Annotated in this window: 18 protein-coding genes; 2 read left to right on the top strand and 16 right to left on the bottom strand. The window is 68.6% G+C overall.

Annotated features, from left to right (window positions below; genetic code table 11):
• Position 1: 1 nt before the first annotated feature.
• From ACFIMZ_RS07055 to ACFIMZ_RS07000, 12 genes are read right to left on the bottom strand one after another with little or no spacing between them, the layout of a single operon-like run.
• On the bottom strand, positions 2-1,183 hold the full coding sequence (locus tag ACFIMZ_RS07055) for a beta-ketoacyl-[acyl-carrier-protein] synthase family protein (protein WP_431821997.1): 1,182 nt from the start codon (positions 1,181-1,183) through the stop codon (positions 2-4).
• Positions 1,180-3,585 carry an MMPL family transporter gene (locus tag ACFIMZ_RS07050; RefSeq protein ID WP_431821996.1) on the bottom strand — a complete coding sequence of 802 codons (2,406 nt, stop codon included), beginning with the start codon at positions 3,583-3,585 and terminating at the stop codon, positions 1,180-1,182. The genes ACFIMZ_RS07055 and ACFIMZ_RS07050 overlap by 4 nt, the downstream gene beginning before the upstream one ends.
• Positions 3,585-4,256, bottom strand: a complete 672-nt coding sequence (locus ACFIMZ_RS07045) for a LolA family protein (RefSeq protein ID WP_431821995.1) — start codon at positions 4,254-4,256, stop codon at positions 3,585-3,587. Before ACFIMZ_RS07045 ends, ACFIMZ_RS07050 begins: the two co-directional genes overlap by 1 nt.
• Positions 4,253-4,681, bottom strand: coding sequence for an acyl-CoA thioesterase (locus ACFIMZ_RS07040; protein ID WP_431821994.1), 429 nt, complete (start codon positions 4,679-4,681; stop codon positions 4,253-4,255). The genes ACFIMZ_RS07045 and ACFIMZ_RS07040 overlap by 4 nt, the downstream gene beginning before the upstream one ends.
• The gene (locus ACFIMZ_RS07035; RefSeq protein ID WP_431821993.1) at positions 4,678-6,264 is read right to left on the bottom strand and encodes an HAL/PAL/TAL family ammonia-lyase; all 1,587 of its coding nucleotides are present in this window, start codon (positions 6,262-6,264) and stop codon (positions 4,678-4,680) included. The genes ACFIMZ_RS07040 and ACFIMZ_RS07035 overlap by 4 nt, the downstream gene beginning before the upstream one ends.
• Positions 6,251-7,954: a glycosyltransferase family 2 protein gene (locus tag ACFIMZ_RS07030; RefSeq protein ID WP_431822440.1), complete on the bottom strand. Its 1,704-nt coding sequence runs from the start codon at positions 7,952-7,954 to the stop codon at positions 6,251-6,253. Before ACFIMZ_RS07030 ends, ACFIMZ_RS07035 begins: the two co-directional genes overlap by 14 nt.
• Positions 7,954-9,645, bottom strand: a complete 1,692-nt coding sequence (locus ACFIMZ_RS07025) for an AMP-binding protein (protein ID WP_431821992.1) — start codon at positions 9,643-9,645, stop codon at positions 7,954-7,956. The genes ACFIMZ_RS07030 and ACFIMZ_RS07025 overlap by 1 nt, the downstream gene beginning before the upstream one ends.
• Positions 9,642-10,277 carry a hypothetical protein gene (locus tag ACFIMZ_RS07020; RefSeq protein WP_431821991.1) on the bottom strand — a complete coding sequence of 212 codons (636 nt, stop codon included), beginning with the start codon at positions 10,275-10,277 and terminating at the stop codon, positions 9,642-9,644. Before ACFIMZ_RS07020 ends, ACFIMZ_RS07025 begins: the two co-directional genes overlap by 4 nt.
• The gene (locus ACFIMZ_RS07015; RefSeq protein ID WP_010092650.1) at positions 10,274-10,525 is read right to left on the bottom strand and encodes an acyl carrier protein; all 252 of its coding nucleotides are present in this window, start codon (positions 10,523-10,525) and stop codon (positions 10,274-10,276) included. The genes ACFIMZ_RS07020 and ACFIMZ_RS07015 overlap by 4 nt, the downstream gene beginning before the upstream one ends.
• A gap of 3 nt (positions 10,526-10,528) precedes the next feature.
• On the bottom strand, positions 10,529-10,828 hold the full coding sequence (locus ACFIMZ_RS07010) for a phosphopantetheine-binding protein (protein WP_059715586.1): 300 nt from the start codon (positions 10,826-10,828) through the stop codon (positions 10,529-10,531).
• Positions 10,803-11,597: a lysophospholipid acyltransferase family protein gene (locus ACFIMZ_RS07005; protein WP_431821990.1), complete on the bottom strand. Its 795-nt coding sequence runs from the start codon at positions 11,595-11,597 to the stop codon at positions 10,803-10,805. Before ACFIMZ_RS07005 ends, ACFIMZ_RS07010 begins: the two co-directional genes overlap by 26 nt.
• A complete protein-coding gene (locus ACFIMZ_RS07000) occupies positions 11,581-12,279 on the bottom strand; it encodes a beta-ketoacyl synthase chain length factor (protein WP_431821989.1) in 699 nt (232 codons plus the stop codon). The genes ACFIMZ_RS07005 and ACFIMZ_RS07000 overlap by 17 nt, the downstream gene beginning before the upstream one ends.
• Positions 12,280-13,137: 858 nt before the next feature.
• Between ACFIMZ_RS07000 and ACFIMZ_RS06995 the strand changes: the two genes are divergently transcribed.
• Positions 13,138-13,569 (top strand): hypothetical protein, encoded by a 432-nt coding sequence (locus ACFIMZ_RS06995; protein WP_431821988.1) that lies wholly within the window; start codon positions 13,138-13,140, stop codon positions 13,567-13,569.
• 42 nt (positions 13,570-13,611) lie between these two features.
• On the opposite strand, the gene ppx is transcribed toward ACFIMZ_RS06995, so the two are convergent.
• Positions 13,612-15,129 (bottom strand): exopolyphosphatase, encoded by a 1,518-nt coding sequence (ppx, locus tag ACFIMZ_RS06990; RefSeq protein WP_431821987.1) that lies wholly within the window; start codon positions 15,127-15,129, stop codon positions 13,612-13,614.
• A 274-nt stretch (positions 15,130-15,403) separates the two neighbouring features.
• On the opposite strand from ppx, the gene ppk1 reads away from it, so the two are divergent.
• Complete coding sequence (ppk1, locus tag ACFIMZ_RS06985; protein WP_431821986.1) at positions 15,404-17,467, top strand: polyphosphate kinase 1; 2,064 nt, start codon at positions 15,404-15,406, stop codon at positions 17,465-17,467.
• 65 nt (positions 17,468-17,532) lie between these two features.
• On the opposite strand, the gene phoR is transcribed toward ppk1, so the two are convergent.
• Genes phoR through phoU form a run of 3 tightly spaced genes read right to left on the bottom strand, consistent with a single transcriptional unit; the run spans position 17,533 to position 20,351 of the window.
• Positions 17,533-18,852: a phosphate regulon sensor histidine kinase PhoR gene (gene phoR, locus ACFIMZ_RS06980; protein WP_431821985.1), complete on the bottom strand. Its 1,320-nt coding sequence runs from the start codon at positions 18,850-18,852 to the stop codon at positions 17,533-17,535.
• A 59-nt stretch (positions 18,853-18,911) separates the two neighbouring features.
• Positions 18,912-19,613, bottom strand: a complete 702-nt coding sequence (gene phoB, locus ACFIMZ_RS06975; RefSeq protein WP_010092659.1) for a phosphate regulon transcriptional regulator PhoB — start codon at positions 19,611-19,613, stop codon at positions 18,912-18,914.
• 33 nt (positions 19,614-19,646) lie between these two features.
• On the bottom strand, positions 19,647-20,351 hold the full coding sequence (phoU, locus tag ACFIMZ_RS06970; RefSeq protein ID WP_431821984.1) for a phosphate signaling complex protein PhoU: 705 nt from the start codon (positions 20,349-20,351) through the stop codon (positions 19,647-19,649).
• Between the last annotated feature and the right edge of the window lie 8 nt (positions 20,352-20,359).

Raw genomic sequence — 20,359 nt, 5'->3', positions numbered from 1 at the left:
GTCAGCGCCCCAGGATCAGGCTGGCATTGCTGCCGCCGAATGCGAACGAATTGCTCATCACGTATTGGCTTCCGGTGTGGCCGGCGAGCCGGCGTTCGTCCTGCACGAGATCCAGCGCCGGCAGTGCGGGGTCCGGCACGCCGTCCCACACGTGAACCGGCAGCGGCGTCCCGCGCGCGAGCGCCAGCCAACCGAACGCCAGTTCCGTCGCGCCCGCCGCGCCGAGCATATGTCCGGTCAGCGGCTTCGTGCCGCTCGCGGGCACGCCGCCGGGAAACACGCGCGCCATCACGCGCGCTTCCATCTCGTCGTTCAGGCGCGTCGCCGTCGCGTGCAGGTTCACGTAACCGAGGGCCGACGGACTCACGCCCGCATCCGCAAGCGCTTGCCGAAGCGCGTCCTCGGCGCCGCGTCCCTCCGGATCCGGCGCGGAGATGTGATGCGCATCGCTCGATTCGCCGACGCCGGCCAGCCGGATCTCCCCTTCGTCGCGGCTCATCACGAACACGGCGGCGCCTTCGCCGATGTTGATCCCGCAGCGATTGGCGCTCATCGGGTTCGTGCGCGCGGAGCTGACCGACTCGAGCGACGCGAAGCCCTGCATCGTCAGCGCGCACAGCGAGTCCGCGCCGCCGACGACGACCGCGTCGCACAGGCGCAGGCGCAGCAGCCGGCGCGCGGCCGCAAACGCCTTCGCGCTCGACGTGCACGCGGTCGACAGCGTGTACGCTGGTCCGGCGACGCCGAGCGCCGCGCGGACGAACGGGGCCGCCGTGCCGATTTCCATCTGCCGGTAATCGAATGCCGGCGGCATCGCACCCGACGCGGCGCGCTGCGCGAACGCCTCCTCGGCCGCACGGATGCCGGACGTGCTCGTGCCGATCACGACGCCGATGCGGCGCGGCCCGTAGCGCGCCACCGCCGCGTCGACGGCAGGCGCGATCTGCGCGAGCGCGGCCAGCAGCAGCCGGTTGTTGCGGCAATCGAAGTGCGCGAGCGGCTCGGGCGGCGCGACGTCGAGCGACGCGTCGACGCGCCCGGCCCACGCGCCGCCGGGCGCTTCCGCACACGGCCCCATGCCGGGCGAAACGCCGGCGCGCAATGCGCGCTCGACCGCGTCGACGGTACCGCCAAGCGCATTGACCATGCCGAGCGCATGCAGATAGACGTGCGCATGTTTCATGCGGTGGTTTCCTTCGGGGATGGCGTGGCGAGCGGCGCGAACAGCACCGAGAACACGATCCCCATCGCGAGGGTCGTGCCGAAGCCGCGCAACGCGGGCATCGCGCTCGCGCCCAGCATGCCGAACGACAGCAGCGTCGTCGCGGCGGAGAGCAGCACGCCGGTCCACACCGCGCCCAGGTTCGCGGCTTCCCGGATGCAGCCTTCGCGCAGGAAGACCGCATAATTCGCGCCGACGCCGAGCACGAGCATCAGCGCGAGCCAGTTGAACAACGTGAGCGGGATGCGCAGATAACCGAATACCGCCAGCGTCAGGCCGATCGCGAGCACGATCGGCAGCGTCGTCGCGATCCCGCCGCGCACGCCGTAGCGCCACATCAGCAGCGCGGCGACCACGACGAGCGCGCCGCCCAGCCACCGGCCGCTGTCGATGCGGTACGCACCGAACAGCTTCGACACGCCCGCCGCCTTGTCGACGTACGTGACGCCGGGCAGCCGATGCGCGAGCGCGTCGAGCGCCGCGGTATCCGCCGCGTCGATCTGCTCGGGAATCGCCAGCGCCGCATATTCCGGCGCGCCCGCGCCGACGCTGCCGAGCCACAGGTGCCGGAACGGCGCCGACCAGCGCGCGGCCAGCCAGCGGTCGACGTCGAGCGTCGCGTGCGCATCGCGCGCGAACGTGTCGACCCACGCCTGCGCGACGTCGTCGCGGAATCCCGCGCGCCCGAGCGTCGCGCGCAGCGCCGCCGGATCGGAGAACACGCGTGCGGCCAGCACCGCGCGGTTCTGCGCCTGCCGCCGCGCCGACGGCACGAACGTCGCGATCGACTGCACGCGGCCGACGCGTTGCGCATCCAGCGCCGTCACCAGCGCTTCGGAGCGTTCGAGCACGTCCTGGGGCGTGCTGCCCTGGATCACGAAGAACTGCGCGGTGTTCGCCAGCCCGATCGCATCGCGGATCTCGCGCTCCTGGCGCGCGAGGTCCGGATCGCGCTGGGCGAGCAGATGGATGTCGTCGTCGCTCGTCAGCAAGAACCAGCCGGGCGCCGCGACCAGCGCGACGCCCAGCGCCGCGGCCAGCGCGCGCCGGCCCGACAGCGCAGCCTGCCAGCGCTGCAGCGCGCGCGCGGCGCACGCGAACACGCGGGACGGCGTGCGCTTCGGCGGCCGGGTCAGCATCAGCGGCAAGAAGCCCGTCACCGCCGCGAACGCCGCCGCGATGCCGACGATCGCGAAGCACGCGATCTGCTTGAGCGCCGGGAACGGCACCCACGTCAGGATCGCGTAGCCGAGCAGGCTCGTCGCCAGCGCGACGGCGAGCGCCGGCCGCACGGCGGCCGCGCCGCGCCGCGCATCCCATTGCGCGCCCGACGACAGGTACACGACGAAATACTGGATCGAGTAATCGACCGCCTCGCCGATCAGGCTCACGCCGAACACCAGCGTCAGCAGATGCAGCTTGCCAAACACGGCCAGCGTCACCGCGAGCGCGCAGACGATGCCGAACGCGGTCGACGCGAATGCGAGCACCAGCAGGCGCGGCGTGCGGAACACGGCCAGCAGCAGCAGCGCGATGCCGCACAGCGACACTGCGCCGATCACGTGCACGTCGCGCTCCGCGCTCGCGCGCGCGGCCTGCGCATAAAACACGGCCCCCGTGCGGGCGATCCGCACGCCCGGATACGCGGCGGCGAGCGACCGTTCCGAAGCCGCCGTCGCGCCGCGCACGGCCTGCTGGATCTCCGACTCGTAGGCCGAGCCGGCGAGCGACGTCATCACGAGCACGCCTGTCGCGCCGTCGTGATGCGAGACCAGCATGCCGTCCTCCAGCGCGAGACGGGACGTCGCCAGCGGCAAGCCCGCCAGCCAGTGCTGGAGCCAGCCGAACGGATCGTCCGACACGGCGGTCGGCACGCCGTCGACGGGCGGGCTGTAGAGCCGACGCGTCAATGCATCGGCGAGCGCGACGTCGCCGCGTTCGAGCGACGCGCGGTCGGCATCCGTCAGCAAGCCGAAGCGGGCCGGCAGGTAGGTCGCCGCGATCTGCGACAGATCGAACGGCGGCACCTCGACCGTGACCGAACGAAACGCGCCGCTGTTCGCGAGCAGCGCGCCGAACTGCTTCGCGGCCGCCTTCGCGCGCGCCGCATCGCGGTCCGTCACGAGATAGACGGTGCGCTCGCCGAGCGCCGCCGACAACCGGTCGACCGCCTGCTCGGCGACCGGATTCGCCTCGGTCGCGGGCAACAGCGCCAGCAGGTTCGTCTGCAGCGGCGACGCTCCGGTGAAGCGCCACAGGCAATAGAGGCCGGCGACGAGCGCGACCAGCAGCCACGCGGCGCGCAGCGCCAGCCGCCGGGCGCGCCCGGCCGGCACGTCGATCGCGTCGCGCGTCGTGCTCATCAGCGCGCTCCGAGCCATGCGCGCTCGGCCGGCGCCGGCGCGTCCACCGGCGTCGCGCGTGCGAATTCGAGCTTCGTCACGTTGCCGTTCGCGAACGTCATGCTGAGCGTGCCCAGATACGCGCCGCCGCTCATCTCCAGCACGCGGATCGCCTGCGCGAGCTGCGGCTGGTTCGGCCGCAGCGTCATCCGCCAGCGCTCGCGCGTGCCGGTCGCGTCGACGTCGAACTGCGCATAGAGCGCCGACAGGTCGCCGCCGAGCATGTCGCGCATCATCCGCGACACCTGGGCGACGCCGCGGCCGCTCCCGCCCGCCGCGACGAGCCGTCCGTCCGCGCCCACCTCGCGCATGCCGCCGTCGGTGATCACGTAGGTCGCCTTGTACGGCGTGTCGATCCGCCAGACGATGCCGGACGCGCGGTCGAACAGCATCGATCCCGTGCTGACGAGCGGCTGCTTCATCGCCGCGAGCGTCTGGGTCTGCGTGAAGTCGGCGCGAACGGCGCCGACCCGGGTCAGCCGCGCGGCAATGTCGGCCACGAGCGCGGCGCTCGCCTGGCGCTGCATGGCGGCCGGCGCGGGCGCGGGCGCCGGTGCGCCGGCCTGCGCGGCGGCCGCGCAGGCGACGACCATCCCGGCCACGGCGGACAGGCCGCGAAGTCGCGCGCTCATTTCCATCGCGCCTCCACCCGTTCGATCAGCGCGGCCGGCGACGCGAACTGCGTTTCGTGCGTCTCGCCGTCGACCGCGAGCTGCACCGTATGTCCCCTCGTCAGGCGTTCGCCCGATTGCGCGTCGACGATTTCATAACCGATCTTCAGCCGGTTCTCGAATTCGAGCAGCGTCGCGCGCACGTCGAGGCGCTGGCCGTAAACCGCGGGCCGCACGTACTTCAGGTGCGCTTCGACGACCGGCCACAGATAGCCGGACGCCTGCATCGCCGGATAGTCGTAGTCGATCGCGCGCAGCAGCGCCGCGCGTCCGGCTTCGAAGTACTTCAGGTAATGGCCGTGCCAGCAGACATTCATCGCGTCGACGTCGTGGAACGGCACTTCGACGGCGGCCGTCGCCGTCAATGGGGGACGCGGCGCGCTCATGCGCCCTCCCCGCCGATCGCGTCGCACGCGGCAAGCCGCGCGGTCAGCGCGCGCAGCTCGGCTTCGAGCGGCCGGTCTTCCACGACGAGCGGCGAGCGCCGGTTCACGTCGTCGACGAACGCGCGCAACGGCGCCGACAGATGCGTGCCGGCCGCCTCCCGCATCCGCAGGCGCACCGCCTGGACGGTCGCGAGCACGTGCGCGGCCGCGACCTGCTCGGTCAGCTCCAGCACGCGCAGGCAGTCGCGCGCGGCGATCGTGCCCATGCTGACCTTGTCCTGGTTGTGCGACTCGGTCGAGCGCGAGAACACGCTCGCCGGCATCGTGTGCTTGAGCGCTTCCGCGGTCCAGGCCGACGCGGAAATCTGCACGGCCTTGAAGCCGTGGTTGATCGGCGCGCGATCCGGCGCCGCGCCCGTCAGGTTGCGCGGCAAGCCGTTGCTGAACTTGTCGTCGACGAGCAGTGCGAGCTGGCGGTCCATGAGGTCGGCGAGATTCGCGACCGCGGTCTTCAGCGCATCCATCGCGAACGCAATGTGCCCGCCATAGAAGTTGCCGCCGTGCAGCACGCGGCCGTCGTCCGGATCGACCAGCGGATTGTCGTTCGCGCTGTTGAGCTCGTTCTCGACGTCGCGGCGCACCCAGCTCAGCGCGTCGCGCACGACGCCGATCACGTGCGGCGCGCAGCGCACCGAGTAGCGATCCTGCAGCCGGCGGGCGGGCGATTCGTCGCGTCCCGCGAGATCCGCGCGGATCCACGCGGCCGCCTCGGCCTGCCCGACGTGCGGCTTCGCGTCGAACAGCAGCGCGTCGAAATGGGCCGCGCGCCCATCGAGTGCGACGGTCGTCAGCGCGGTGAGGCGCGCGGCGATCCGCGTCAGGTAGTCGGCCCGCGCGAACGCGAGGCACGCGAGGCCCGTCATCACGGCGGTGCCGTTCATCAGCGCGAGCCCTTCCTTCGGCGCGAGCGTCAGCGGCTCGCGGCCGAGCGTGCGCCACACGGCCCGCGCGTCGCGCTCGCCGCCGTCATGGATCACCGTGCGTTCGCCGGCCAGCGCGGCGGCGACGTACGACAGCGGCGTCAGGTCGCCGCTCGCGCCGACCGACCCTTCCGACGGAATGCGCGGCAAAATCCGGTGATTCACCAGATCGGCAAGGCGCTCGAGCAGCATCAGGCGCACGCCGGAGTAGCCGTAGGCGAGCGAATTGAGCCGCGCGGCGACGATCGCGAGCGTCTGCTGCGCATCGAACCACGCGCCCATCCCGCAGCCGTGATAGCGCGTCAGTTGCAGCGGCAGCGCGTCGACGAGCGCCGCGGGCACGTCGACGACGCATGCGTCGCCATACCCGGTCGTCACGCCGTAGACGGTCCCGCCGTTCGCGAGATGGTCACGCAGCCAGGCCGCGCCGCGCTCGATGCGCGCCTGCCACGCGGGGTCCGCATTGAGCGCGACGGGCGCGCCGTCGCGCGCGATCGCGATCACGTCCTCGATCGTCAGGTGCCGGCCGCCGATCACGACGGCCGCCCGGCCCGTTTCGCGCCGGACCGCCCGAATCGCGTCATTCACGTCATGCTCGGCCACGCGGCCCTCCATCGGGCCGCGCCCAGAAATCGAAGAAGTTGAACCATTGGTACGGCGCCTTGCGGCAATAGTGTTCGAGCCGCGCCGCGTAGCGCTGCGCCCAGACGGCGACCCGCGCGGTCCGTTCGCGGCGCGGCAGCTCGATGCGTTCGGCGAACGGTTCGAAGTACAGACGGTATTCGCGCCCTTCCTTCAGGCAGAAGAACAGATAGACCGGGCAGCCGAGCGCGTGCGCGAGGATGTACGGCCCCTGCGCGAACGGCGCGTCCGCATCGAGAAAGCGGGCGTCGACGGTCTTGCCCGCGTCGTGCGGCGGCACGCGGTCGCCGACGATCACGAGCAGTTCGCCCGCGTCGATGCGCGCCTGCATCATCATCGCGGTGTCGGGACCGAAATCCGCCACCTCGACGAGCTGCTCGCCGAACGCCGCGTTCGCCTGCGCGAGCACGCTGTTGAAGCGCTTCGCGTGGCTCGTGTAGACGATCGCGGTCACTTTCGCGTGCGCGTCGCGCAGCGCCAGCGCCCGCGTCATCTCCAGGTTGCCGAGATGCGCGCCGATCACGAGCGCGCCGCGTCCGCTCGCCGCGAGCGCGTCGAACGCCGCCGCATCGTCGAACCGCACCGCGAGGCGATCGAGCCGGCCGGACCACGCGACGAACTTGTCGAATCCCGATTGCGCGAACGTGAGCATGTGCCGATACGCGGTGCGCCAGCCGGGCTTCGGCGCGGCCGGGCACACATCGCGCAGACGCGCGAAATAGGCGTGCGACGCGGCGCGCGCCGCGCGGTTCGTCAACGCGAAATAGCCGACGATCGGGTACAGCCAGAGCGACGTGAAGCGCGTGCCGAACCAGCGGCAGCTCCACGCCAGCAACGCCATGCCGACGCGACTGCCGCGTTCCGGCGTGCGCCACCACGATCGTGCGCGGCCGCCGGCGGCAACGCCGCGCGGTCGCGCGCACCGGCGCGCCAGCAGCCACGGCGCGCGCGCCAGCATCCCGGCCACCAGCCGCGTATGGCTCGCGCTGATGCGCACGTTGTCCCACAGCACGTCGAAATGCGACACGCCGTCGACCGGATAGACGACGCGCGTCGGAATCGTGCGGAACGCGAGGCCGCGCCAGTGAAGGCGCACCAGGATCTCGCTGTCGAAGTCCATGCGGGTCGGCATCGACACTGCATCGATCAGCCGGCAGACGGCATCGAGCGGATAGAGCCGGAACCCGCACATCGCATCGGGAATGTCGAGCGACAGCGTCTCGATCCAGACCCAGACGTGCGTCAGGTATCGGCCGTACAGCCGCGCCTTCGGCACGCTGTGGTCGAAGCGCGGACGGCCGAGGATCACCGCGTCCGGCGCGTCCTGCGCGGCGGCGACGAACGTCGGCACGTCGGCGGCATCGTGCTGGCCGTCCGCGTCGATCTGGATTGCATGCGTATGGCCGTGCGCGCGCGCCGCGCGCAGCCCGGCCATCACCGCCGCCCCCTTGCCGCCGTTGACGGGCAGGCGCAACAGCGTCATGCATCCCGCGTATTGCGCGGCGAGTGCGGCGAGCGTCTGCTGCGTCGCTGCATCGCTGCCGTCGTCGACCACGATGATCGGCAGCCCGTGCACGGCAAGCCGCGCGAGCGTGCCGCCGATCGCGTCGCGATGGTTGTAGATCGGAATGACGATGCAGACGTCGATCATCACGCGCTCGCTCCGTACACGATCGTGCCGGACGTGCAATCGCGCTCGCCGCGCCGGAACACGAACTTCACGCAGCCGCGCGCCTGATCGTGCGCGATGCGCAGCGCGAGCACCGCGCCCGGCGGCACCGGAGCCTTGAATTTCAGATGATCGATCGAGCGAACCGTGCGCAGCGCCGCAACCTCGCGGCGGGCGAGCCGCACCGCCCAATCGATCTGCACGACGCCGGGCAGGATCGGCATGCCCGGGAAATGGCCGTCGAAGTGCGCGAGCGTAGCGGGCACGCGCAGTTCGTAGTGCCATCCGTCGTCGTCACGCCGTTCGGCGAGCAGCTCGAAGCCCTCCGGCGTCGGCGCGAACGCGGCGGCGATCGCCGCGGCCGGCAGCTTGCCGCGCGCGTCGAACGGCAGCGCGCACCGGAAACGCCAGTGCCGCGGCAACGCGGCGGCATCGAAGTATTCGCCAAGCGCATGGCGCAGCGTGGCGGCGACCGCGACGCGGCCGTCCGCGCGCAACGCGTGCCGCCCTGCTTCGCTCAAGACCGCGACCACGCCGATGCGCGCGCGCGACGCGCCCTCGACGACCGTCGCGGCCGCCTGCTCGACGAAGTCGTGCCGGACGATGCGCGCCTCGAGTTCCGGCAGCGACACGCGCTTGCCGTCGAGCTTGACCACGCGATCGCGGCGGCCCGTCAGCTCGAAGCGGCCATGCGCGTCAAAGCGCGCCGCATCGTCGGTGCGGTGCCACCGGTCGTGGCCGAGATGCGCGGAGCGAACGCACAGTGCGCCGTCGTCGTCGCAACGCACGTCGATGCCCGTCATCGCCTGCCATGCCTGCGAGCGGTCCTGGCGCCGCCATGCGATGCCGCCCGTCTCCGTGCTGCCGAAGATCTCGAGCGGCGCGGCGCCGAACGCCGATGCGTACACCGACGCCGTGTCGGCCGGCAACGGGCCGCCCGACGAAAAGAACACGCGCGGCGCGATGCCCGGCATCGGGAATCCCGGCAGCGCAGGCCAGCGCATCAAATGCGACGGCGTCGACACCACGATGCCGCCGCCGTACGCGGCCAGCCGCCGCTGCAGTTGCTGCGGGTCGAGCGACAGCGCGCGGTCGAACGCGCGGCCCGCCGCCAGCGGCCACATGATCCTGAACAGCAGCCCGTAGATGTGGTGATGCGGGACGCTCGACAGCGTCACCGCCGTACCGATCCGCTCGGCCCACTCCCGCTGCAAGGTGCGCACTTCCGCGTCGAACTGGGCGAGCGACTTGCGCAGCGCCTTCGCTTGGCCGCTGCTGCCCGACGTGTACAGCGTGATTGCGGCATCCGCGTCGATCGGGCGCGACGGAACCGGCGCGCCGCCTTTCGGACTGCCGGCGACACACATCGCAAGCGCGTCGTCGTCGAGCAGCATGTCGTATGCATGCGCGAGATCGCGAAGATAACCGGGCGCCGCGCTCGCCGGGATCACCGCTTCGCGCCCCGTCGCCGCGACAGCGAACAGCGCACAGGCGAATTCGTAGGGATCGTCGGTCGAGATCGCGACGCGGCGCGCGCCCGAGGACTCGACCACGCGCGCGATCGTGTCCGCGCGGGCGCGAAGCTCGGCCAGCGTGATGCGCGCGTCGCCGTCGCGGCAGACGACCGTGCCTGCGTCGGCGTCGGCGGAAAGGATGTCGTGCAGCGCGATCATGCGGTCCCTGCCCCGGCCTGCCCGGCCGATACGAACAGCCGGCGCCAGCCCCATTCGCCGGCGATCAATGCGCCGATCAGCGCATAGGCGATCGCACCGTTGTAGAGGGCCCACGCGGCGTGGCTCCAGTACAGCGCCGTATAGACGGAGAACGCGCCGTTCAGGACGAAGAACGCGCACCAGACCTGCGTGACGCGCCGCGTATAGCGCACGACGGCCGGCGCGGGATCGGGATGGCTCAACCGTGCGAACTTCTCGATCATCGACGGGCCGCGCCACAGCGTCGCGCCGAACGCGGCAAGCAGGCCGGCGCTGACGCAGGCCGGATACAGATGCAGCAGCTGCGCGCTGTCGGTCACGGCAATCGCGACCGACACGCCGGTCAACGCCGCCGCGACGCACCAGTCGAGCGTCGCGAACCGGTTGAGCGCGGCGGCGAACGCGCCCTTCCCGACCGTGCGCTGCAGCCACAGCAGCGCGACCAGCAGGCAACCGACGTAGCGCGGCGCCAGCCCGTGCCACGCGCACAGGATCGCGAGCGGATAGGCCATCGCCAGCGCCGCCCGCGCCGCGGCGCCCGCGTAGCGCGGCAGCACGTGGCCGGTCGTACGCATGCGCGCCGCCAGCGTCATTGCTTGCGGGCGAGCAGCGCGTGAACCGCGGCGATCACGTCGCCGACGGTGCGCACCGACTTGAATTCTTCCGGCTTGATGCGCTGGCCGGTCATCTCCTGCAGCTTGATGGCCAGGTCGACGGCGTCGATGCTGTCGAGATCGAGCTCCTCGAACAGATGCGTGTCGGGCGTCACGCGCTCCGGCTCGATCGCGAAATTCTCGTTGAAGATCGCGCGGATGCGCTCAAGGATTTCTGCGTCGGTCACGTGTCACTCCCCGGTTGCCGGAACGGCGTGGTTCGATTGCTGATGCGCCTGCTGGCTCGCGATGAATGCGGCCAGCGTATTGATCGAGCGGAAATGTGCTTTCGTGCGCTCGTCGTTTGCGGCGATCGTCAGTTGAAATTTCTTGCGCAGCATGATGCCGACTTCGAGCGCGTCGACCGAGTCCAGCCCGACGCCGTCTGTCGAGAACAGCGGCGCGTCGTCGTCGATGTCGTCGACCGTCATGTCGTTGAGATCGAGCATCTCGATCAGCAGCTGCTTAATTTGCAGTTTTAAAGTATCCATGCTGGAACAGGTGTTGGGTGATATGCGTTTCCACCGCGTGCGCGATGTTGCGCGCCGCGATCGACGGCGACTTGTCCTCGGGGATCAGCCGGTCCATGTCGATCGGCTCGAGTACCGTGATCCGCATGCGAAACGCCCGCGACGGCACGTGATACCAGCGCAGTTCCTTCGTGAATACCGGCGGATCGCAATCGATCAGGACCGGTTGGATCCGGCTGCGCGAGAGCAGCGCCATGTGCGCAAAGCCGCGCGAAAACGCATGCAGGCGATTGGCGCCCGGGCTGCGCGTGCCTTCGGGAAAGATGATCATCGTGTAGCCGGCCGCCAGTTGCCGCGCGCCGGCATCGACGAGTTCGACCGCATCGGCATTGCTCACGTACTCGGCCGCGCGCACGATGCCCCAGAAACACGGGTTGCCCCAATGGCCGCGCTTTACCACGCAGCACGCCTTCGGCGTCAGCGACAGCAAGACCATCACGTCGAGCCAGGTCGGGTGATTGGCGACGACGATCGACGGCCCGCCGTCGCGCAATCGCGCCGAGCCGGACACCTCGAGCGTCATCACGCCGATGCGCTGCAGCACGGCGACCAGCATGCGGAAGAAGTGATGGATGACGAGCGTCACGCCTCGTTGACGCGAGCGCCGGTGCGGCCAGAGCGTGCCCGCGACGATCGCCAGCAGCGAGAACGCGGAGCCGCACAGCGCGAAGAAGCTCAGGCACGCGCCCGTCGCGAACAGCCGCCAGCCGTAGTCAAGCCGCGTGCGCATGCCAGCTCCATCGCCAGACCGAGTCGCCGCGCTGCCACGTCGCGTCCGCGTGCCCGGTCTGCCCGGACAGGCAGCGCCGGACCGCCGCGCTTTGCGTGGCGTCAGCGCCCTGCCCGCCGCCGCTTTCGGCGCGCCCCGTCACGTCGCAGGTCAAATGGCCGATCGCCGATCGTCGATCGAGCAGGATCGCGAGTGCTTCGCTTTCGGGATCGTCGTCGACATCGCCATAGACGGGATCGGCAGGTTCGTGCGCATAGACGAGCAGCACCGGCGACGACGCGTCGGTTTCGTATTGCGCGAACGCTTCGAGCAACGCGTACCCGAGCGTTTCCGGCCCGGCCGCGATCGCGCTGGCGGCGGACCGGTCGCCGCGCGCGATGCCGAACACACCCGTGACGGCATTGAGGACGGAAAGACTGAAGGCGGTCGGGGAAACAGGCTCGGCGGCCTGGATGTCTTCGAGAATGCCCGTCGTGCGCGCCAATTCGCCGTGACGCGACGCGAACACGACGCGCAATGCGCGATGTTCACCCGTGCAATCGTGAGCGGATTGCAAGGCGAGCCGGGACAAGCGGCTCAACCGGCGGCGCACCATCGGATCGATAAATTCGACACCCGGCACCCCCGCGGTCGAAATCGACGTCCATCTGGCGATTGGCATGGTCCAATGCAAATCGGCCATTGTTGTTCTCGTTGAGGCTTGTTTCTCGGAAGGCGTTTCTTGTATCGACCGACCCGCTCGAGAAAGCGCACGGCGCTTCGTTGCGGGCACGTCGGGCCGGATGAAGTTGATCGCTATCCCAATGCCCCCGTCCGTCCACCGTCAATGGGAACAGGGCCATCGAAAATACCGGGTTGACATCAACAACCGGCTTATCAGGATTAATTACTTTGCACACCTAATACGCCGGCCTCCGCGCGGCGTGGACTGTAGCAGATTCCCCCCGGAAAAACAACGATCAACATCCAATTGACGGCGAATTGTTAAAACAATTTATCAAATTCGAATCGCGCCGCGCTCCTGATGCTTCAAATCGCCTATACGCTTTTACGGCAGACCCGCGTATTTCTGAAGCGAGCAAACGATCTAAATTTCAGTGCGTTTCAGTGCGCGAGATTCCCGCCGCCGCCCTGGCGCGGGCCTGGTGTTCGTGTCATCTGCAATCCCGAAATCCGGAGCGTTCCGGCGGTGGCACGCATCTCGCGCAACCGAGGCCATTCCCCGGGCTTTAAATTGTCTGATGAAATCCGGTAAGTCCATGCCGGATGCAACCCCGCCAGATACGGTGTTCCAAAGCCGGTCCAGGATTATCTCTGATTCGACGGGACTGTAAGGGAATTGGAATTATTCTGGAAATGACAGGTTTGCAAGGAAAGCGGATTCAATCAGGGAGGCGGTGGTTCGAATCCCTTCGCGGCACCCATCCGACAAGAAAGGGAGCAAACCGCCCGGCATGCGACCGCCTTCTCCGCACCGGGAACCCGGTCACGCCATGCGCGGGATCACGCGATAATAGCCGGCAACAACCGACTCCATCGCATGAAATACATCCTTCAGACCACCCTCTTCGGCGCGCTGCTGACGCTGGCGGCACCGGGCATCGCGTCCGCCAAATCGCTCGACGATGCGCTCGACTGTCATTCCAACGGCCACAAGTTCGTCGCGCCGCTGCTCGCCGCCGGCGACATCGAGCGGGAGCCGATGCACGTCGAGTCGAATTCGGTCAACGCGTTCCACACCGAGCACGACCTGACCGCCTACGGCTTCGGCGTCTACGTCGTGCTCGGCTATCAGGCGAACGACCCGATCTTCCGCCAGGGCAGCGGCACGCCGATCGGCGAATGGGCGTACGGGGTCGTGGTCAAGGGCATGAAGCGTTCGGTCGAGGCGGCCGTGCGCAAGGCTGGCAGCGACGCCACCGTCAAGCAGGCGTTCCCGTTCCTGACGGCAATCGTCTGCGCGTCGGACTGAACGCACCCGGCGGCGGCGCCGCCCCGGGCCGCGCCGCCCGCGTCACGCGCCCGTGTACACCACGCGATACGGGGTGCCGACCTTCTCCCATTCCGCCGCCTCCTGGCTGAGGCTGTAGTCGGTCAGCGGATTCTGCTCGACCCACGCGCCCGGCAGGCGCACTTCGTAGCCGCCCTTCTTCATCTGCGTGACCGAAATGTCCGGCAGCCCCGCATCAGTACGGCGCCGGCACAGCAGCGCGGCCAGCCGCAGACAGAACAGCAGCGGCCATTCGACCTCGCGCGCCTGCGACAGCTTGCCGAGCTTGCCCGCATGACCGAGCACGAGCGCGGCGAGCCGCGCCTGGTCGGTACGCGAGAAACCCGGCATGTCCGCGTTGCTCGCGATGTACGCGGAATGCTTGTGATACGCGCTGTGCGAAATCGACAGGCCGATCTCGTGCAGCGCCGCCGCCCAGCCGAGGAACATCCGGCTTTCCTCGCGGCGCTCTTCGTCCGGCTCGTCCTCGAGCTGGTCGTAGAAGCGCACCGACAGCGCGGCGATCCGCTCGGCCTGCGCGCGATCGACGCCGTAGCGGCGCGTGAAGCCCTCGACGGTCACCGCGCGCATGTCCTCGTGCTGCGCGCGGCCGAGCAGGTCGTACAGCACGCCGAGGCGCAGCGCGCCGTCGGTCGTGTCGACGTAGTCGATGCCGAGCTCCTCGAACACCGCGAGCATGATCGCCAGCCCGCCCGCGAGCACCGGCACCCGATCGGGCTTCAGCGCGACGAGCTTCAGCCGGTTGACGTTCTCGGACTTGATCAGCGCACGCTTCAGGCGCTCCAGCCCGCCGCGCGAAATTCCGTGCGACACGCCGGGATCGTTGAAGCCGTTTGCCTCGACGAGCTCCGCGAGCGCGCGCGCCGTGCCCGACGAGCCGATCGCCTGGTCCCACCCCGCCTTCTTGTACTCGCCCGAGATGATCTGGATCTCGCGCTTCGCGGCGAGCTCGGCCTGCCGCATCGTGTATTCGTCGACGTTGCCGGCCGGGAAGAACGCGCGGCTGTGGCTCACGCAGCCGATGTACAGGCTCTCCATCACGAGCGGCGTGTAGTGCGAGCCGATGATGAATTCGGTCGAGCCGCCGCCGATGTCGACGACGAGCCGCTTGCCGGCGCTCGCCGGCACCGAATGCGCGGCGCCCGCATAGATCAGGCGCGCCTCTTCGCGGCCCGCGATCACCTCGATCGGGAAGCCGAGCGCCGCTTCGGCCTCGACGAGGAATTCGCCCGCGTTCTTCGCGACGCGCAGCGTGTTGGTCGCCACCGCCCGCACGTGATCCGGATGGAAATCGCGCAGCCGTTCGCCGAATCGCTTGAGCGCCTCCCAGCCACGCTCCTGCGACGCGCGATCGAGCATCTTGTCGCTCGACAGGCCCGCGGCCAGCCGCACCGGCTCGCGCAGCGCGTCGACAGGATAGATCTGGCTGCCCGCCGGCGTCTCCTCGATGCGCCCGACGATCAGCCGGAAGCTGTTCGAGCCGAGATCCACGGCAGCCAGCAAGTGGGGGGTCATAACCATCAGAAGGGGGCTCCGTGCGCATGCGCCCGCGACAACCGCCGCCGCGAGGCAATGACTCAAAGGCGACATTTTAAGCGTGGAACGCCTGCCGGTGTCACGTTCGCCGGGCATGCACACCGCAACATTGTATATAGGCGAAACATTTATGAGACGAAAGGTTTCCAGCGTAGAATTTGCCGATACCTAACGACCCGTGTCATCAGCACGTCATCGCACCGTGAGAGTTTCCGAGCGTCCTTTCGAGTCGTTGCCCGATCAGCCCCCTACTCCGCCGATGTCCGTCCGCTACCCGCTTCTGAATCGTGAACTCGGCATCCTGGGATTCAACGAGCGCGTGCTCGCACAGGCGGCCGACCCGCATGTCCCGCTGCTGGAGCGCCTGCGCTTCATCTGCATCACGAGCAGCAACCTGGACGAATTCTTCGAAGTGCGGATGGCCGGCCTGCAGGAGCAGATCCGCGACAATCCCGGCGCGCTCACGCCCGACGGCATGTCGCTGCAACATGCCTACGATCTCGTCGTCGAGCGCGCGCAGCGGCTCGTGCACCGGCAATACACGATGCTGCACGAAACGGTGCTGCCGGCGCTCGAGCAGGAAGGCATCTACTTCCACAGCAGCGACACGTGGAACGACGAGCAGACCGAGTGGGCGCGGCGCTACTTCCTCGACGAGCTGCTGCCGGTGCTGACGCCGATCGGCCTCGATCCCGCTCACCCGTTTCCGCGCGTGCTGAACAAGAGCCTGAACTTCGTCGTCGAGCTCGAGGGCCGCGACGCGTTCGGCCGCCAGGCCGTGCTCGGCATCGTGCAGGCGCCGCGCGCGCTGCCGCGCGTCGTGCGCATGCCGCAGTCGCTGTCAGGGTTCGAGCACGGCTTCGTGCTGCTGAGCTCGTTCATGCAGCGCTTCGTCGGCGAGCTGTTCCCGCAGCTCGTCGTGAAGAGCTGCAACCAGTTCCGCATCACGCGCAACAGCGAACTGTTCGTCGACGAAGACGAAATCACGAACCTGCGCGTCGCGCTGCAGGGCGAACTGCCCGCGCGCCACCTCGGCAACGCGGTGCGCCTCGAGGTGTCCGCCGACACGCCGCCGCACATCGTGCGGCGCCTGCTCGAGGAAGGCGGGCTCGGCGAGAAGGATTGCTATCGGGTGATCGGTTCGGTGAACCTCGTGCGGCTGATGCAGATCCCCGATCTCGTCGACCGGCCGGACCTGAAATTCGCGCCGTTCACCGCGTCGATCCCGCCCGCCATCGCGAATGCGCCGACGATGTTCGACGCGATCGACGATGGCGACATCCTGCTGCATCACCCGTACGAGAGCTTCCAGCCCGTGCTCGAGCTGCTGCAGCAGGCAGCGAAGGATCCGAGCGTCGTCGCGATCAAGCAGACGATCTACCGCACCGGCACCGACTCGCCGCTGATGGACGCGCTGATGGAAGCCGCGCGCAACGGCAAGGAAGTGACCGTCGTCGTCGAGCTGCTCGCGCGCTTCGACGAGGAAACCAACATCAACTGGGCCTCGCAGCTCGAAGCCGTCGGCGCGCATGTCGTGTACGGCGTCGTCGGGCACAAGTGCCACGCGAAGATGATGCTGATCGTGCGGCGCGTCGTGCAGGGCGGCAAGGCGTCGCTGCGCCGCTACGTGCACCTCGGCACCGGCAACTACCATCCGCGCACCGCGCGCCTCTACTCCGACTTCGGGCTGATGACGGCCGACCAGAAGATCTGCGAGGACGTGCATCACGTGTTCCAGCAGCTGACCGGCATCGGCGGCGAGCTGACGCTGCACGAGCTGTGGCAGTCGCCGTTCACGCTGCATCCGCGCATCATCGACGGCATCCGCGCCGAAACCGAGAACGCACGCGCCGGCAAGCGCGCGCGCATCGTCGCGAAGATGAACGCGCTGCTCGAGCCGTCGGTGATCGCCGCGCTGTACGAAGCGTCGCAGGCGGGCGTGAAGGTCGACCTGATCGTGCGCGGCGTCTGCGCGCTGAAGCCGGGCGTGCCGGGGCTGTCGGACAACATCGTGGTGCGCTCGATCGTCGGCCGCTTCCTCGAGCATCACCGCATCTACTATTTCCACGCGAACGGCGCGGAAGACGTGTACCTGTCGAGCGCGGACTGGATGGACCGCAACCTGTTCCGCCGCGTCGAGGTCGCGTTCCCGATCCATGAGCGCAAGCTCAAGCGCCGCGTGATCGCGGAAGGCCTGTCGGTGTTTCTCGGCGACAACCAGTCGGCATGGCTGATGCACAGCGACGGCCACTATCGCCGCCGCCGCGCAGGCAAGACGACGCGCAACGCGCAGCTCGGCCTGCTCGCGAAGTTCTGCCCTTAACGCGCCGCGCGAGCAAAAAAAAATCGCAGCCCGGAAACAGGCTGCGATTTTTTATCTCCGCCGGATCAGGCCTCGAACGCCGCCGGCCTCACTGTAACGGTTCGCAACGCCGGAAAGCGCGCGGTAAACGTGCTGCCGCGCCCTTCCTCGCTCTGAATGTACAGGTGCGCGTCGTGCCGCTGCAGCACGTGCTTGACGATCGCGAGCCCGAGGCCGGTGCCGCCCGTGTCGCGCGACCGGCTGCGGTCGACGCGGTAGAAGCGTTCGGTCAGCCGCGGCAGGTCGGCGGCCGGAATGCCGAACCCGCTGTCGGTCACCGAGAACACCGCCTGCGCGCCTTCGCGCCGCCACGACACGATGATCTTGCCGCCCTCCGGCGTATAGCGGATCGCGTTGATCACGAGGTTCGCGAACGCGCTGAAGATTTCCGTCTGCGCACCGGCGACCGCCAGCGTGTCGTCGAGCGTGAACGAGATGTCGTGATGCCCGTTCGACAGCGACTGCGCATCTTCCTTCAGATGGTCGAACACGGACCGCATGTCGATCGCGCGATCGGCGGCCGGCTTGCTGTCGCCTTCGAGCTTCGCGAGCACCAGCAGGTCGGTGACGATATGCCGCATCCGCGACGCCTGCTGCTCCATCAGGTCGAGGTAGCGTGCACGGTCTTCCTCGTTCAGCGGCAGTTCGCGCATCGTCTCGAGGAAGCCCGACAGCACGGTGAGCGGCGTCTTCAGCTCGTGCGACACGTTCGCGACGAAGTCGCGCCGCATCGCGTCGGTGCGCTCGAGCTCGGTGATGTCCTGCGTCAGCAGCAGCTTGCGGTTCTCGCCGTACGGGAACACCTGCACCGCGAGCACGTTCTGCCGCGCGTCGCCCATCCCGTGCATCACGAGCATCTCGTCGTAGTGCTGCGAATTCAGGTAGCGGACGAAATCCGGATGCCTGACGAGATTCGTGACGTGCTGGCGCAGGTCGCGCTTCGCATCGAGGCCGAAATGCACTTCGGCGATCGCGTTGCACCATTCGATCGTGTCGTGCTCGTCGAGCATCGCGACGCCGTTCGGCGACGCCTGGATTGCCTGGATGAAGCGCGAATGCTGCTGCTCGACCTGCCGCACCTGCGCATGCCACTGCTTGGCGAGCTTGTGCAGCCGGTAGTAGATCTCGCCCCAGATGCCGGGCGCGCTCGGCACTTCACCATATACCGGCGCGTCGAGCAGCCGCCACAGGCGCTGCGTATGAAACGTGCTGAAAAAACCCTGTGCGGCCAGCATCACGGCCGCGAACACGAGTCCGGCGCTCGGGCCGGCGAAGAAGCCGACCAGTACGCTGATCAGCACGAGCAACACGAGCGACACCAGGAAGCGCGCCCAGATGATGTTCATGATTCAGCGTCCGAAAAGTTGAAATGCCTGCGCGGCGCACGATGCGCCGCCCATGTGCGTCACGCGTGCTTCGCGAGGCGGTAGCCGCTGCCGCGGACCGTTTCGATCATCGCGTCGCAACCCGCCGGCTTGAGGGCCGCGCGCAATCGTTTGATATGCACGTCGACGGTGCGCTCCTCGACGAACACATGGTCGCCCCACACCTGGTCGAGCAGCTGCGTGCGGCTGTGCACGCGCTCCGGGTGAGTCATGAAGAAGTGCAGCAGGCGGAACTCGGTCGGGCCGAGATCGAGCTTGATCTCGCTGCCGTCCGCGTGCGCGGCCACCCGGTGCGTGGCCGGGTCGAGACGCAGCCCGTTGATCGACACGACGTCCTCGGTCAGCTGCGGCGCGCGGCGGCGCAGCACCGCCTTGATGCGCGCCATCAGCTCCTTCGGCGAGAACGGCTTCGTCACGTAGTCGTCCGCGCCGATCTCGAGCCCGAGCACCTTGTCCTGCTCGTCGCCGCGCGCGGTCAGCATGATGATCGGGATGTGCTTGGTCCGCTCGTTGTTGCGCAGATCGCGCGCGAACGCGATGCCGGACTTGCCCGGCAGCATCCAGTCGAGCAGCACGAGATCGGGCAGCACGTCGCTGATCAGGTTCGCCGCCTGCTCCGCGTTGTACGCGCGGATCGGGCAGTGTCCGGCATGCTGGAGATTCACCGAGATCAGCTCGGATATCGCGGGTTCGTCTTCGATGACGAGAATGTTGCTGGGCATCGGCACCTCGTTGTTCGCCTTGTACCTGGACGGTTAGCTGTTGGCTTCGCGATCGAGCGTGTCGCGCGGCTGGTGCCGCACGTCGGTGCCCTTCACGATGTAGATGATGAATTCGGCGATGTTCTTCGCGTGGTCGCCGACCCGTTCGATCGCCTTCGCGATGAACAGGTATTCGAGGCCGACCGAGATCGTGCGCGGGTCCTCCTGCATGTACGACACGAGCTTGCGCACGAACGCGCGGAATTCCTGGTCGATCTCCTTGTCGTCCTTGACGATCTGCGCGGCGGCGACCGTGTCGAGCCGCGCGAACGCGTCGAGCGCGCGGCGCAGGATCGTCACGGCCATCTCGCCCGACACCTTGATCTCGGCGATGTTGACGGTACGTGCGGCCGGCTCGTCGACCAGGCGGCGCACGCGTTTCGCGATCTTCTCCGCCTCGTCGCCGGCGCGCTCGAGGTTCGTAATCGTTTTCGAGATCGACATCAGGAGGCGCAGGTCGCGCGCGGCCGGCTGGCGGCGCGCGATGATGTTGCCGCACTCCTGGTCGATCTCGACTTCCATCGCGTTCAGGATCTCTTCGTTCGCGATCACCTTCTCGGCCGCGTCGCGGTCGAATTCGTTCAGCGCGTGCATCGCGCCCGTGATCTGCGCCTCGACGAGCCCGCCCATCTCCAGCACCTTCGACGACACGGCATTGAGATCGGCGTCGAACTGGCTCGACAAATGTTTATCCGTCATGGCTGTTG

This window comes from Burkholderia sp. F1 (assembly GCF_050813845.1).
GTDB classification, from domain to species: domain Bacteria; phylum Pseudomonadota; class Gammaproteobacteria; order Burkholderiales; family Burkholderiaceae; genus Burkholderia; species Burkholderia ubonensis.
This window is presented reverse-complemented; position numbering and strand designations above follow the sequence as displayed.